Annotated in this window: 13 protein-coding genes; 1 reads left to right on the top strand and 12 read right to left on the bottom strand. The window is 57.3% G+C overall.

Translation table 11 applies throughout. The features are described from left to right. Positions 1–128 precede the first annotated feature (128 nt). The 8 genes from ATU_RS22775 to ATU_RS22740 form a co-directional block, all read right to left on the bottom strand. A complete protein-coding gene (locus ATU_RS22775; RefSeq protein WP_035257133.1) occupies positions 129–2,525 on the bottom strand; it encodes an aldehyde dehydrogenase family protein in 2,397 nt (798 codons plus the stop codon). Positions 2,526–2,536: 11 nt separating this feature from the next. Continuing rightward, the gene (deoC, locus tag ATU_RS22770; RefSeq protein ID WP_010974219.1) at positions 2,537–3,496 is read right to left on the bottom strand and encodes a deoxyribose-phosphate aldolase; all 960 of its coding nucleotides are present in this window, start codon (positions 3,494–3,496) and stop codon (positions 2,537–2,539) included. A 19-nt stretch (positions 3,497–3,515) separates the two neighbouring features. Continuing rightward, complete coding sequence (gene rbsK / locus ATU_RS22765; RefSeq protein ID WP_010974218.1) at positions 3,516–4,454, bottom strand: ribokinase; 939 nt, start codon at positions 4,452–4,454, stop codon at positions 3,516–3,518. Between the two features lie 24 nt (positions 4,455–4,478). Continuing rightward, entirely contained in the window at positions 4,479–5,561 is a 1,083-nt protein-coding gene (locus ATU_RS22760; protein WP_010974217.1) for an aldose 1-epimerase family protein, read from the bottom strand. Positions 5,562–5,565: 4 nt separating this feature from the next. Then, complete coding sequence (locus tag ATU_RS22755) at positions 5,566–6,564, bottom strand: ABC transporter permease (RefSeq protein ID WP_010974216.1); 999 nt, start codon at positions 6,562–6,564, stop codon at positions 5,566–5,568. Between the two features lie 14 nt (positions 6,565–6,578). Further along, complete coding sequence (locus tag ATU_RS22750) at positions 6,579–7,556, bottom strand: ABC transporter permease (RefSeq protein WP_010974215.1); 978 nt, start codon at positions 7,554–7,556, stop codon at positions 6,579–6,581. Between the two features lie 13 nt (positions 7,557–7,569). Beyond that, on the bottom strand, positions 7,570–9,069 hold the full coding sequence (locus ATU_RS22745) for a sugar ABC transporter ATP-binding protein (protein WP_010974214.1): 1,500 nt from the start codon (positions 9,067–9,069) through the stop codon (positions 7,570–7,572). Positions 9,070–9,140: 71 nt separating this feature from the next. Further along, positions 9,141–10,187: an autoinducer 2 ABC transporter substrate-binding protein gene (locus tag ATU_RS22740; protein ID WP_010974213.1), complete on the bottom strand. Its 1,047-nt coding sequence runs from the start codon at positions 10,185–10,187 to the stop codon at positions 9,141–9,143. A gap of 337 nt (positions 10,188–10,524) precedes the next feature. Between ATU_RS22740 and ATU_RS22735 the strand changes: the two genes are divergently transcribed. Continuing rightward, a complete protein-coding gene (locus ATU_RS22735) occupies positions 10,525–11,256 on the top strand; it encodes a DeoR/GlpR family DNA-binding transcription regulator (RefSeq protein ID WP_010974212.1) in 732 nt (243 codons plus the stop codon). A gap of 723 nt (positions 11,257–11,979) precedes the next feature. Here the strand turns inward: ATU_RS22735 and ATU_RS22730 are convergent. The 4 genes from ATU_RS22730 to ATU_RS22715 form a co-directional block, all read right to left on the bottom strand. Then, positions 11,980–12,678 (bottom strand): SDR family NAD(P)-dependent oxidoreductase, encoded by a 699-nt coding sequence (locus ATU_RS22730; protein ID WP_010974210.1) that lies wholly within the window; start codon positions 12,676–12,678, stop codon positions 11,980–11,982. Positions 12,679–12,697: 19 nt separating this feature from the next. Continuing rightward, entirely contained in the window at positions 12,698–13,228 is a 531-nt protein-coding gene (locus ATU_RS22725; RefSeq protein WP_010974209.1) for a lipocalin family protein, read from the bottom strand. A gap of 26 nt (positions 13,229–13,254) precedes the next feature. Beyond that, complete coding sequence (locus ATU_RS22720) at positions 13,255–13,812, bottom strand: hypothetical protein (RefSeq protein ID WP_010974208.1); 558 nt, start codon at positions 13,810–13,812, stop codon at positions 13,255–13,257. 116 nt (positions 13,813–13,928) lie between these two features. Beyond that, positions 13,929–14,606 (bottom strand): ROK family protein, encoded by a 678-nt coding sequence (locus tag ATU_RS22715; protein WP_010974207.1) that lies wholly within the window; start codon positions 14,604–14,606, stop codon positions 13,929–13,931. Positions 14,607–14,630 lie beyond the last annotated feature (24 nt).

Raw genomic sequence — 14,630 nt, 5'->3', positions numbered from 1 at the left:
CCAGCGCCCCGAGTGACGGCAACAGCGTGCAAGTGCCTCCGCAGGATTGATCTCACGGATAAAACCTTACGGGGACCGCCTTGTCCCCGTAGACAAACTTGTCAGTTGTTGATCCGCCAAGATGCCTATCAGGCTCCGTATGGTACCCAGATATTCTTCACCTGAATGGCCCTTCGCAAATAGTCACGGCCTTGCCATTGTGTACGGTCAAGCCAATCCGGCTGACGCCCATTATTGACCCAAGCGGCCTTCAGGTTGCCCGCAGAAGCCCTCTCGACCATCGCGCTCCCAACAGCCGATCCGAAATACCAGATAGCCGCAACGTCATCATGCTCGGCCAGCGTCTTTGCAAGCATATCGCGTTCGCCGGTCACAATGTTGATGACCCCGCCGGGAACATCCGACGTGTCCAGCACCTGGTAGAAATCACCGGCAATCAATGGATGGCGCGATGACGGGATGACCACGACGCGATTGCCCATGGCGATTGCCGGCAGCACCAGCGACACCAACGACAGCAGCGGCGCCTCATCCGGGCAAACGATACCGACGATGCCCCACGGCTCGTTCATGGCAAGCGTAACGTGACGCGACTTGGTGGAGTGTATGGCGCCATCGAACTTGTCGGCCTGGGCCGCGTAATAGGAAATGCGACGCAGAGACGCGTCGAATTCGTCCCTCGCCTTCTTTTCGCTCACACCCGTGCTATCGATGATGCGGGCGACAAATTCGTCACGCCGCGCATTGAGGTTCTCTGCGAGATAATAGAGCACCTGCGCGCGATTATGGGCGGTTGCGGAACTCCAGCTGCCAGCCTTGGACGCGGCTTCCACAGCATTGCGGATGTCCTTGCGGTTGCCTATTCCGGCCATGCCAATCACGGCATTGCCCTTGCCGGTGACCGAATAACTGTAGCCACCGTCGGGGCGTGCTTGCTTGCCGCCGATATAGTTCTTCATAGTCCGATCAAGGCCATCGATCGCCTTTTTGCTGTCAGCGTTCGGCAATGCAGATGGTGCGAAGGCTTCAGCGGGCTTGCTGACCGACAGGTTCTTTTCCCAGTCTGCCGCCAGATATTCGTAAAGCCCTTCGCGCGCACCTTCACGGCCGAAACCGCTTTCACGGTAGCCGCCAAAACCTGCACCGGCGTCCAGCATGTTGGTGCAGTTGATCCAGACCACGCCTGCCTTGACCCGGGCAGCCAGATCAAGCGCGACATTGATGTTTTCCGACCAGATCGAGGCGGCGAGGCCGTAACGGGTGTTGTTGGCCAGCGAAACGGCTTCATCCGGCGTGCGGAATGTGGTTGCCGCAGCGATCGGGCCGAAAATTTCCACCTGGCAAACCGTCGACGCCTGATCAACATCGGTGAAGAAGCCGGGAGCGACATAATTGCCGGTGGGCGGCAACGGGTTGGAACTCTGCCAGAGTTCACCGCCTTCTTCCACGCCCTTGCGGACCAGATCTGTGATGCGTTTCACCTGCGTGGCGGAAACAATGGCACCGACATCGGTCGACTTGTCGAGCGGATCGCCGACCCGCAGGGTTTCCAGTCGTTTTTTCAGGCGTGCATAAAATTTCTCGGCAATGCCTTCCTGCACCAACAGCCGGGAACCGGCGCAGCAAACTTCGCCCTGGTTGAACCAGATCGCGTCAACAACACCTTCAACCGCCGCATCAAGATCGGCATCCTCGAAAACGATGAAGGGTGACTTGCCGCCCAGTTCCAACGACAGTTTTTTGCCCGAACCGGCAATCTGCTCGCGAATAACGCGGCCAACCTTGGTCGAACCGGTGAAGGCGACCTTGTCGACGCCGTCATGGCCGCAGATCGCAGCGCCTGTTGAGCCATCGCCCTGCACGATGTTGACGACACCGGCCGGAAGGCCGACCTCGTGGCAGATTTCCGCAAAGGCGATAGCCGTCAGCGGTGTCAGATCGGCGGGCTTCAGCACCACGGTATTGCCAGCCGCAAGTGCTGGCGCGATCTTCCAGGCCAGCATCAGGAGAGGGAAATTCCAGGGGATGACCTGACCGCAAACACCGACGGGCGAGAAACCATGGAACTCGTCTTCCACCATTTCGGCCCATCCGGCGTGATGGTAAAAGTGGCGGGCGACGAGTGGAATGTCGATATCACGGGTTTCGCGAACCGGCTTGCCGTTGTCCATCGTTTCCAGAACGGAAAGGAAGCGCTCGCGCTTTTGTATATGACGGGCAATGGCATAGAGGTAGCGGGCACGCGCATGACCCGACAGCTTCGACCATTTTCCGAAGGCCGCGCGGGCGGCCTTGATCGCCTGATCCACGTCTTCCTCATTGCCGCAAACGATCTCCGCCAGCTTGTCCCCGTTTGCGGGGTTTGAGACGGCAATCGTCTTGCGGCCGTCAGGCGATACGAACCGGCCGTTGATATAGTGACCGAACGAGCGTCCGTGAGCGTCGAGCCACTGCTTCACATCACCATTGGCTTCGGGGGAAGGTCCATATTCCATGGTTTCCAAAATGTCCTTAATAGGTCGCATTATTTCAGTCCTTATGCGGCAGCGTGGTGGTGAGCGCTTGAATAGCGGCCGGTTACGAAATGTTCGAGCTGCCGCTCAATATCGCCGAGCATCGAGCTGGCGCCGATGCGGAACAGGTCCGGCTCCAGCCAGCGATTGCCCAGCTCCTCCTTCATCAGCGTCAGCCATGACACCGCGTCCTTTGCCGTCTTCAATCCGCCTGCAGGCTTGAAGCCGACCATCTGGCCGGTCAGTTCGCCGTAATCGCGCAGTGCCCGAACCATGGTCAGACTGACCGGCAGGGTGGCGTTGACCTCTTCTTTGCCAGTCGACGTCTTGATGAAGTCCGAGCCCGCCTGCATGGCCACCATCGAGGCACGATAGACGTTAGTCAGGGTGTTGAGATCGCCCGTCGCCAGGATAGCCTTCATATGGGCGTCGCCGCAGGCTTCACGCATCGCGGAAATCTCGTCGTAAAGTGCTGTCCAGTTCTGCGTCAGAACGAACTCGCGGGTTATGACGATATCGATCTCCTTGGCGCCTTGCTCGACGGCATATCGAATTTCGGCAAGCCGTTGCGGCAGCGGGGTCAGGCCGGAGGGAAAGCCCGTCGCCACCGATGCGACCGGAATTGCCGTGCCTTCCAACGCCTTGACGGCGTGGGGCACCATGGTCGGGTAAACGCAGACGGCGCCGGTGGTGATGCCGGCATCCGCAAGGCCGAGTGTCTCGAGGATATCTTCCCGGACCGGACGGCGCGCTTTCGCGCACAGGCGGCGCACGCGACCGGGGGTGTCGTCGCCGGACAGCGTCGTCAGATCGATGCAGGTGATGGCCTTGATCTGCCAGGCGACCTGGTATTCCTTCTTGACCGAGCGCCGGGTGGTGATCGTCGCTGCACGCCGTTCGGAAGCGCTGCGATTGACCGACACATCGTCGAACCATTCCGGTTTGAGAGCGGTGCCGTTATTTCTGGGAAATGCTTCGCTCATTTTCTGTCCATTCTTCTGGTCAGGCTGCGCCATTGGCATGGTCGCGGCAAAATGCCTCGAACTCGTCGATGCTGGCATAGGCCTTCTGTGTTCCGGGACGGGTGATGGAATGCGCCGCGTAAAGCGATGCCTTCTTCAGGGAGGATACGACCTCGCGCGTTTCGGCGTAAAAGCGGGCGAAGGAACCAATAAAGGCATCGCCCGCACCCGTAGTGTCTCTCGGCGTTACCTTGACGGGCTCGATGTTGACGATTTCATCTGACGTAATCATGCGCGCACCGCGCGCGCCCAGGGTCACGATGACGGTGCGAATGCCGCGTGCGATCAGCGAACGGGCGGCCCTGACGATGTCTTCGTCGGTGTCGGTCGGCAACCCCGACAGCAAGGCGAGCTCGCTCTCGTTCGGTACGAGGAAGGTTACCTGGCGGATGCGCTCAGGATCGAGATTGGCAGCGGCAGGCGCGGGATTGAGGATCGTCTCGATACCGTTCTGGGCTGCAAATTCGATAGTATGGTAGACGGTCTCAACTGGCACTTCCATCTGCATCAGGATCAGGCCGCACTCTTTCAGATCAGCGGCCGCCTTGTCGACCTCAACAGGCAAAAGGTCGGCATTGGCTCCTTTGACGATGAGGATGGAATTCTCGCCCGATTGTTCGACGAAGATCGGGGCGACACCGCTGGATTTGCCGGAAACCTTCACCACATGACGCGTATCAACGCCAAAGCTCGCGAGGTTGCGGATGGTGTTATCGGCGAAGACATCGTCACCGACCCGGGTGACCATCATCACTTCAGCACCAAGTCGCGCCGCAGCAACCGCCTGGTTGGCACCCTTGCCGCCGCACCCCATTTCGAAGGTGGGCGCCTCGAGTGTCTCGCCCGGTCCAGGCATACGGTCCACATAGGTGATAAGATCGACCATGTTGGAGCCGACGACCCCGATTTTCTTACTCATGCCGATATTCCCTGCTTATCTGTTTTAAAGGGCGCTGATCCTGGCGCCGAACCGATCGGCGGCAGTGTGGTCGAGATAGCCCAGCCGTACCGGGAAGACCCTGCGTTCACCCGGCGATAGTCTCTGCACGTTGTTCTTGGCCTTTTCAGCCAGATAGCCTTCCGGCTCGCAGGTGGATGGGAGGGCAAAAGCGGCAACCTGCGAATCCCCGTTGACCAGGATCCAACGCACTGTCTTGGGGAAGGCTGAAAGCGAATAGGAGATGGCAAAGCCATCACCTTCACGTCGTTGCATCATCAGATGCGTGAGCCCCTCACCGTCCGCCGGCAGGCCGTTGATGTAGAACACCTGTTCGGGGTCGTAACGTTTTGGTTCGTCGAGCACTTCCATGGCCGAAGGCTGCCTTGCGAGCGTCTCCAGCAGGGAAATGTAATCGGGATTTGGTGTGACATGGCCGGGTACGACCGTTCGCACCTTCACATGCTCCGACGTGTAGGGCACGGGCTGAACGATCCGTGCGCCCTCGGCATAGGCGAAATTCACATGACACATATACATGAGATCCATGGGCGCTGATGAGAGGTTCTCGATGTCCATGACCATGTCAAAAAGCGTGTCCTCAGCATGCAAAGTCACGCTTGGTCGGGCCAGATAATTGGCGCCAAAGCCCATGACATATTCGACTTCGCTTGTTACCCGAACATAGGCGCCGCGCGCATCGTGACCGATGACAAGACCAGCTTTGTCCATGGCGGCACAGGGCATTTCGCCATGCAGCGCATGATTATCCTGCGGCGACGGGCAGCCGTTGCGCAACATGCCGCTATGGAATGCAAAACACCCATATGTCTCGACGATTGAACCGGCTGGTCGCGGCATCGAAAAGCGACTTCCCATAGTCAGGTCCACACCGTTGAACTCAACGCTCCAGATCATCTGCCCCATGAATGGCAATATGACGATCCGGCCGTAGCGGTTCTCCAATTGCAGCGCCTCAATGCCGGTGGCGTAGCGGAAGGTGGTAACCTTCAGCCCATCGGTTGCGGCTAGAAGATGCGGAAGATCGGTGAAGTCCTGTCTGCGAAGTTGAAATTCTGTCGCCTGCATGGGATCACCTGCCCGGGTTTCGCCATGCATTGATGGCGATGACGAGAATGAGGAATGCGCCCCAGATGAAGTCGATAAGGTGGTTGGAGAACCGCATCATCTGGAAACCGGAGGAAAGCAGCATGAGGGCGATCAGCGCAATGGCGATGCCAAGAACCCGCCCCTTCCCGCCTGCCGGATTTGTGCCGCCGAGAACGGCAATCAACACCGCCTGCAGCAGATAGGACGCGCCGTAGTCGGATTTCGCTGCATTGGTTCGACCGGACAAAATGATGCCCGCCAGCGACGCCAGAACGCCGGTCAGCATGTAGGAATAGAGCATCATGCGATCCTTGCGGATGCCTGCAAAGACGGCTGCGCGCGGATTGGTCCCGATCAGCATCAGGTTAATGCCGAGCGTCGAGCGCGTCAGCAGGATCGCCACGGTGATGCAGACACCGATGAACAGCAGAAACGGCGTCGCTATACCCAAGATCTTGCCGTTGCCGATCCAGTTCCACGCGTCAGGGAAGCCGACGATTGCCGGGCCGCCGGTCAATACCAGCGCCAGCCCCATCAGCACCTGACCTGTGCCGAGTGTCGCCAGTATCGGGGTAATACGCAGCTTCGCGACCAAAAGGCCGTTGATCAGACCGGCCAGCAGGCCGACCGCCATGGCGAGGACGATGCCGAGCCCGGTGTAGAACACAACGCCCGAAGTGGAGGATTGCCCCGCCTGAACCATTGTGGAATGGAAATAGACGCCGGCGATGATACCCGCCAGATTGGCAATCCCCACCACGGAAAGATCGATGCCACCGGTCAGCATGGCAATCATCATGGCGATGGAGAGGATCCCCAGTTCGGGCATGATGTAGCTGATGGATTCAAAATTGTAGTAGTTCAGGAACTTACCCGGGTTCATCCAGGTCATCAGCGCAAAGACGATGACGGTGATCACAAGAAGCTGAATGATATTGCTGTCGTTGCCGAAAAGCCGACGCATGTCGAACGAATTTTTCATGATGCGCTCTCCCGTCACGCTATGCTTTTGCGGTCGCGCCATGCCGTGATGGCGGTGGCGATGATGATGATCAGGCCGACAACGACCCGCTGCCAGGTAGTGTCCACTTTCATGATGATCAGCGAGTTTTTGACCATCACCAGCATGAACACGCCCATTAATGTTCCGAGAACCGTGCCGCGTCCACCAAAGATCGACGCACCGCCCAGAACCACCGCCGCGATCACGTCGAGTTCGAGACCGACAAAATCACGCGGGTTGGCAAGCCAGATCATCGAGGAATGCAGCAGGCCCGAGAAGCCCGCCAGCGCACCGGCGATGCAATAGACAAAGAAGATCGTCGCACCTGTATTGAAGCCAACACGTTTGGCTGCTTCAGGAGAGCCGCCATAGGCATAAACGCTGCGCCCAATCATGGTGTAGGTCAGGATGAGATGAATGACCAATGCCAGCCCCAGATAGACCAGGAACATCGCGGTCAGGCCGAAAGTCGATCCAGTGGCCGACGTCAGCGAGATAACATCGGTCTTGCCGAACTCGATCAGCTCCTTTGGCATCTTGTTGATGTTGACGATGCTGGTACCGACGAGGCCGAGAACCAGACCACGCACAATGGAACCGGTCCCGAGCGTCACGATCAGCGGGATCATCCTGAAACGATGGATAATCAAACCGTTGAAAGCACCGAGAACGAGCCCAATCAGCGTTGCCGCAACAAAGGGAATGAGCACGCCATCATAGCCGAGATAGACCATGCTACGCACAGTCAGATACATCGCCGCAATGGCAAAGGCCGTGAACGATACGTCGATACCGCCGGAAATCATCACGAGTAATACACCGAGCGCCATGATGCCGATCACGACATTGGAGCGCAACAGGCCGAAGATGTTGTCGAGCGACCAGAAGGCTGGATTGATGAGACCGATGATGATCATGGCCGCGAGCAGGACGCAGGCGATAATGAATTCTGTGCTTTTCAGGAATTTCATGTCTTGCGGCCCCTCAATTCAGCATCTTGAGCCGGTCGTTAACGGCGTCTTCGGTCATGCTCTCTCCAGACAACTCGTCAACGAAACGGCCGCGATGCATGACCAGCACGCGGTTGCAGTTCTGCACCAGTTCCGGCACATCGTCGGAAATCATCAGCACGGCCAGCCCTTCCTTTTCGGCCAGCTTGCGGATGATGGTGTGGATCTGTGCTTTGGAACCGACATCGACGCCGACGGTCGGGCCGTTCAGGATCAGCACTTTGGCCCCAGTCAACAACCAGCGAGCCAGAACGACGCGCTGTGCGTTGCCACCGGACAAATGGTTGACCGGCGTGTGCGGTCCTGGTGCCACGATCTGCATGGCCGAGAACATTTCGCGGGTCGTCTCGTCCGCCTTTTTGCGATTGATGAAAAGACCGCGGACGAATTTCTCAATCGACGTGACAATGATATTCCGTTCGATCGATTGCGTCAGGAATAGCCCCTCGGTCAGGCGATCCTCCGGCACATAAGCGACACCGCAGGCAATACCCTCCTGAACGGTCCTTGGGTGAACCTCGCGGCCTGCGAGGCGCACTGAACCGGTAAAATCGGGGCGCATGCCAAACAGCGCCAGCGCAAGTTCGGTACGCCCCGAACCGATCAAACCCGAAATACCGACGATTTCGCCTGGCCTTAACGTCAGGTCGGTGTTTTCCACGGAAGCCGGAACCGAGAGGTTGCGGACTTCCAGCACCGGTGTATCGGCACCTTCCTGCGGTGCCCACTTGTAGCTGTGGGCGGTCAGCTCCTGCCCCGTCATCGCGCGGGTGATTGCCGGCTCATCGAATTCGGCGATCGGCCCTTCGGCCACCTTCTTGCCATTGCGGAAAACTGTCAGGCGCTCGCTGATTTCGAGCATCTCGCGCATTTTGTGGCTGACGAAGAGCACGGCGATGCCCTGCGCCTGAATATCACGCACAATCTTGAAGAGGGCATCAACCTCATGGCGCGTCAGCGCGGTCGTCGGCTCATCCATGATGATCAGGCGTGCATCGGCCATGACGGCACGGGCAATCGCCACGATCTGCTTTCCAGAGGTCGGCAGGGTTTCGACATCCGTATCAAGATCGATGCTCACGCCGAGGCGGTCCAACGCCTTTTGGGCCAGCTCACGGACATGTCGCCAGTCGACCGTTTTGCGACCTTCCATCAGAAAGGTATTGATGGCCAGGTTCTCGGCGACCGTCAGGTTACCAAACAGCGAAAAATCCTGATAGATCACCTGAATACCGTGGTGAACGGATTTTACCGGATCGAGTTTGCCGACAGGCTTCCCGTCGATCAGGATCTCACCGTCCTCGGGTGTGTAAACCCCGGACATGATTTTGATGACGGTGGATTTGCCGGAACCGTTTTCACCGGCAAGGCAATGGATTTCGCCCGGGCGAATGCTCAGCGATACGTCGTCGAGCGCCTTCACGCCACCAAACCGCTTACCGATGTGGCGCAGCTCGATCAGATTTTCAGTCATAATGGCCTCGTGCAAGGCTGGAAAACACGGGGTGCACAGAGAGAGGGTTGCCCCTCCCTCCGTGGTTCGGATCAGAAGTCGTACTTGTCCATGTTTTCTTTGGTCACCCCGACCCAACCTGCGCCGTAGAGCAGGTGTGGCTTGGAGGCGTCAGGAACCAGCAGGCTTTCATAACCGGGTAGACCCATGTTGAGACCCGCCTTGATCTGCTCATTCTTCTTCTCGAGAACCGCGACAGCCAGCATGTTCATGGCATAACCGGCCACGGCCGGATCCCAGAACTGGATGTACTGGATATTATCGTTCTTGATGTATTCGCCGGCAACGGAAACCAGGCCCGTTCCCGAGAAGAAAACCTTGCCCGACAGGCCGCCCTCGGCGATCAGGCGGCCAGCGCCTGCGGATGTCGGCATCGGCGCGCCGAGAATACCGGTAATGTCCGGATAGGCGGTCATTGCTTCCTTGAGTTTGGTGTAGTCGGTGTTGGCGTCGTCATAGGTTTCCAGCCGCTCGGTCGCCTGCGACATTTCCGGGAAGTTTGCCTTCTGGTACTCGACGGCGCCGTCGATCCATTCCATCTGCGACTTGGACGTCAGACTGCCAACGGTGGCGACGTACTTGCCCTTACCGCCCATGGATTTGCCAAGTTCCTTCATCAGGTTGGCGCCGTATGCTTTGTTGTCGAAGGCTTCGATGTCGAAATCGACGTTCTGGATGTTCGAAGCCTCATGGCTGATGACGACGATGCCGCGATCTCGGGCTTTCTTGAGCACCGGCTCTACCGCTTCGACCGAGAACGGCACGATGGCGATCGCATCAACTCCCTGTGCGATGAGGTTTTCAACGAGCTGCACCTGGGCGGCAGCATCAGCCTGGCTTGGGCCAACCATCCAGACATCGTTTCCGGTATCCCCCTTGAACTGCTCGACGCCATCGCGCATGCGGTCAAACCACGCAATGCCATCCACCTTCACGACAGTTGCAATGGTGTATTTCTTGCCGCTCGCCGTTGTGATCAACTCCTTGTTGACCTTCGACGCATCGACGGCGCTCTGCGCAAAGACAGCCGAGGCCGAAAGCGTCGCAGCAAGCGCGATAGTTGTGAAAATTTTATTCACGGATAACTCCTCCCTTTGAAACTGCAATGTGTGGGAACTATTCCAGCCCCAGCACCCGACAATGTTCGATAACTGACGCCGGAAACTGGTTCTCACGCGTCCGACGCCTCCTCATTCGCCCGGAAGGATTCCCATGCCCCCGGTGGATGGGCCACGATGTGCCCCAGAAACCTGTTGTTTTCCTCTCCCGATAATGCGAACTATTATGATATAATCCGATCATTATGTTTCGATCGTTTCATGTTTGTTATTCTTCTGTCAAGCGCAGAGATGTGCGATTGCGAGCAAAGTAACACCGAAATATGACGCACAGCGAGAAACCGAAAGCGGAGACAAGGTGAGCAGAATAAGTGCACACAATGCCAGGTTGGACGCCCTGGCTGGGCTGGTTCAGGAAACGGGCGTACTGAGGCTGCGGGACGCCGCGTCCAGGCTTGGCGTCTCCGAAATTACCATTCGCCGCGATATTGCCGCCGATGGCGAGCGGCTGAGCTGTCTTGGCGGCTACATTATTCCGGTTCAGGACGGCACCGTTAGCAGCGACTATGTGCTGGAACAGGAAAAGGACAGCCACGCAACTGCTAAAGCGCGGGCCTGTAGGCAGGCGGCAGTTATGATCGAACCATATGACACTGTATTCATCGATTGCGGAACGACGATGCCGCATTTGGCGCGGCAGATTCCGGCAAATGCCCATGTCACCGTCATCTGCTATTCCCTTAATGTTGCAGAGGAGCTGGCGAGCAGAAACGATGTCCGCCTGATCATGCTCGGAGGAGTTTATCACCCGGAAGCGGCTTCGTTTTCAGGTGATGAGGGTATCGAGGTGCTAAAGCGCATCAATATAAATAAGGCATTCTTGTCTGCCGGCGGTGTGGACGAACAGCATGGCGTCACCTGCTCACACTTTCATGAAGTGCCGATCAAACAGATGGTTATGCAACGCTCAATGCAAAAGCATCTTGTGGTGGACAGCAGCAAGTTCAGCAAGGTGCGGGCCGCGCGCTATGCTTCCATAGGCGACTTCAATTCAATTGTTTCGGATCAACCCTTACCGTTTGTAAAATAAGCGGAAAATGGCGCACGTTTCCGCTGCTCGTTGAAGGAGGCATCGGCTATTACCCATAGCCTGTTCGGGCGGATTATTCGGGGTGTTATTCTCGGCCTCCCGAAGACGGAAATGCTCGAACCTCCCGTGCCCAGGACGGGCTCTACCAATCCCCTGATGGCTGGTACAATCTCATCACAGCTTAACCAGTTGCGGACGTCAGGCACCATGCCGGTGGTAGAGGATAACAATTAGCCAAAGATATCGATCTAGCTGACCTCGACCTCCACTTCCGTCAGGCGTACTAGGAACTCGGCAGTTTCGTAAACGGCGCTGTGGAATACAATGTCAGGCCGTCGGCACATCGGGCTATCGCGACATGCTGATGAGGGCCTTGCCGACTTTACGATCCGGTCTGAGGCAAATATCCTTAAAAACTCCCCGGGCCGTCTAGCTGACTTTTCGACACCCCCCCTGATCTGAATGCTCTACTCTCCAAAAAACTGGATCGTTTTTGATTGGAATTTTTCGCGCTAGATTCCCGGCTGGGAACAGGAGCGGAAGCAATGAAAGCATCGAATTTTCCGGACGCGTAGATGGGGCTCACGTCAAAAACTTTGCAGGTCAGGAACGCCGAGAAGGCCGAGTTCATCAGACTGCAATGCGCAAAGTCGCTATGTTGAAAACTTATAGCTCGTTTCGTCGAGTTGCTGTTGCTCGCAACAGCACTGTATAAGTCAGAACTCACCATTCTATCGTTGAGCCGTCATGGGCGAAAAATCGGCCCGTCTGGCTCTCGTCGAGACCGTTGATGGTCTCCAAAAGGCGCACAGCCGAGTGATCCGGAGTGAACCGGTCTCTGCCCTTCGAGAACGGCTGGGAAAGGTCCGTATCGACTGTCCCGGGATGCAGCGCGACGATGATGGCCTGGCGGTTGGTGCGAGCAATTTCGATCGCCGCAGTTCGAATGATCTGATTTTGAGCGGCCTTCGCGGCGCGATAGGAAATCCACCCGCCCAGCCGGTTATCGCCAATCGAGCCAACACGCGCCGACAGGGAGGCAAAGACGCTTCGCCTGTCCCGTTGCAAAAGCGGCGTGAAATATTTCAGGAGCAGTGCAGGCCCTATGGCATTGACCGCAAATTGTTTCGCCATGAGATCGGCGTCGATCGCCCGTATCGACTTTTCTGGACCGGCACCATCGACCACCAAAGCACCCGTTGCGTTGAAGATCAGATCGAATGAACCGCGCTGGTCTTCCAGACGGGCAGCGGCTTCGCGGACCGTCGTCTCGTCGGTGATGTCGAGACCGTCGTGGCTGCGAGACAGAGGCAGGGCAAATGCACACCGGGGATCGGCCTTGAGGCGCGCAAGCAATGCAGCGCCAATACCGCCGGACGCACCGATGACGATGGCTCGATAGCCGTTTTCAAGGGTCTTCATCGGCGCTCTCCGTCAGCGGTTATTTCTGGGCGGGAAATTCGAGCTTTTTGACATCATAACCCAGCTCACGCACTTTCATCATCATCCTGTTGAGCTTCGCCTTGGAGGGAACGCTGCGGGCGTAAACCCAGACATCTTCGGTGGATGGATTGGCGCTGATGAACCAGGACTTGTCAGGAGATTTATAGAGCACCCAGTAATTGAACGTGATCAGAAGCGGGTAACGGACCCTCATCTTCGCCTTGGTAGATGCGAAGTCCTCGATCTTTCCAACACCGTTGATGGTCTTCAACTTGCCCTGCGGCGTGCCTTCGCGGCAGCCATCTTCTACCAGCACTTCATCGGCCGACTTACCCTGCCGGTAGGTGGAATAGCCGGCAACGCATCCGTCCGTCAGAAGCATCGGCATGCGACCGATTTCCAGCCATGTGCCACGATAGTGACCGGCATCAACGGCAACGGGCTTGGGGGCAGCAGCAGCGAACGAGCCCGCGAATAAAAACAACGAGAATGTGAGCGCCCCCATGATGCGCTTGCGATCTTTCTGCATAAACTCCTCCTGTCGATCAATCGGGTTCAGGTTTCAGTTCGCCGTGACAAGCCGGCATATCGAAGCGCGATAAAGGCCATGAGGCCGGCAGCGGAAAACGTATTCAGATTGACAAGCGTTGCAAGATCGTCCGCCGACCAGGATTGCAGCCCCGCGCCCAGAAATGTGCGCGAGCAGAAGAAGGCGATAAAGACAAGAATTGCCGTCGCATATTGCCAGAGTTTCTCGTCCGCACGGAACGAGATGGCCGCCAGCATGATGCATGCCGCAAAGAAAAATTCCGTGCCGGATGCGTGGCCGAATATCGCTGTTTCAAACAGGGTATCAAGCGTTCCCACAAGAGGAAGCGACAGGCGCGCAGCCAGATGGGATTTCTTCGCAAGAAACGGAATCGCAAGGAAAAACGGCAGCGATAGCAGGGTTACGAGCGATGCCACAGCAGCATCGGCATCGACCAGATACCAGACATAAAGCGGATAAAACGGCTTGTTGAGGATGATGACCCAGGCAACGGTCAGTGTCGCCTTCGTCAGGTCTTCTGTTACGGCCAGACCCGTCCGCGTATCGTCCCTTCCAAGCTCCATCAGGCCGTCTTCTCCGTTAGCGCCAGGCAGGTCGCTGGCCTAGATACGAAGAGGAGACTGGTTTGGTTTCAGTCGCGAGACAAAAGTGCGATGGTGGCTCCGTAAATCAATACCGCCTACACGATGAGGTCCGCGTTCTTCCACAGGCGGAACCCGCCTTCGAAAGCCATAGCGTTGTCTCCGCGTCTGCACTTCGGCGGCAGATTTTCGAGCCTTTCCACGTTGCCGCCGCCGATGACGACCTCATCCGGTTCAAGAGCCGCGCTCAGGCGCTCCACAACGTCCTGGACGCGCTTTTGCCATTTAGCGTTGCCTTTCTTTTCCCGATAGGCCTCGCTGACATAGTGCTCGTAGGTTTTGCCCTTGCGATAAGGAAGATGGGCGATCTCCATCGGCTGGGCAACGTTTTCGACAATCATCGCGGCGCCCAAACCCGTGCCGAGCCCCAGAAACAACATGCGTCCGCCGTTGTAAGAGCCAATCGCCTGCATGAGCGCATCGTTGACGATGCGAACGGGACGACCGAAAGCGCCCTCATAATCATAGCCGACCCAGCCTTCGCCCAGATTGACCGGTTCCCGAAGCGGTTTGTTGTGAACGACCGGGCCGGGATATCCCATGGCAATGACGTCATAGGTCATATCTTTTGCCATGGCGGTTACGGCGGCGACCATTTCCGGTCCCGTCATTGTCTTGCCGCTTTCAACCTTGCGTTCTTCACCATCTGTGCTCAGGCCGATCTTTACATGACTGCCGCCGATATCGATTGCAAGAACGGTTTGATCCTCTGCCATATACTGGCCTCCATCGACTATGTC

The sequence above is a fragment of the Agrobacterium fabrum str. C58 genome (assembly GCF_000092025.1).
GTDB classification, from domain to species: domain Bacteria; phylum Pseudomonadota; class Alphaproteobacteria; order Rhizobiales; family Rhizobiaceae; genus Agrobacterium; species Agrobacterium fabrum.
This window is presented reverse-complemented; position numbering and strand designations above follow the sequence as displayed.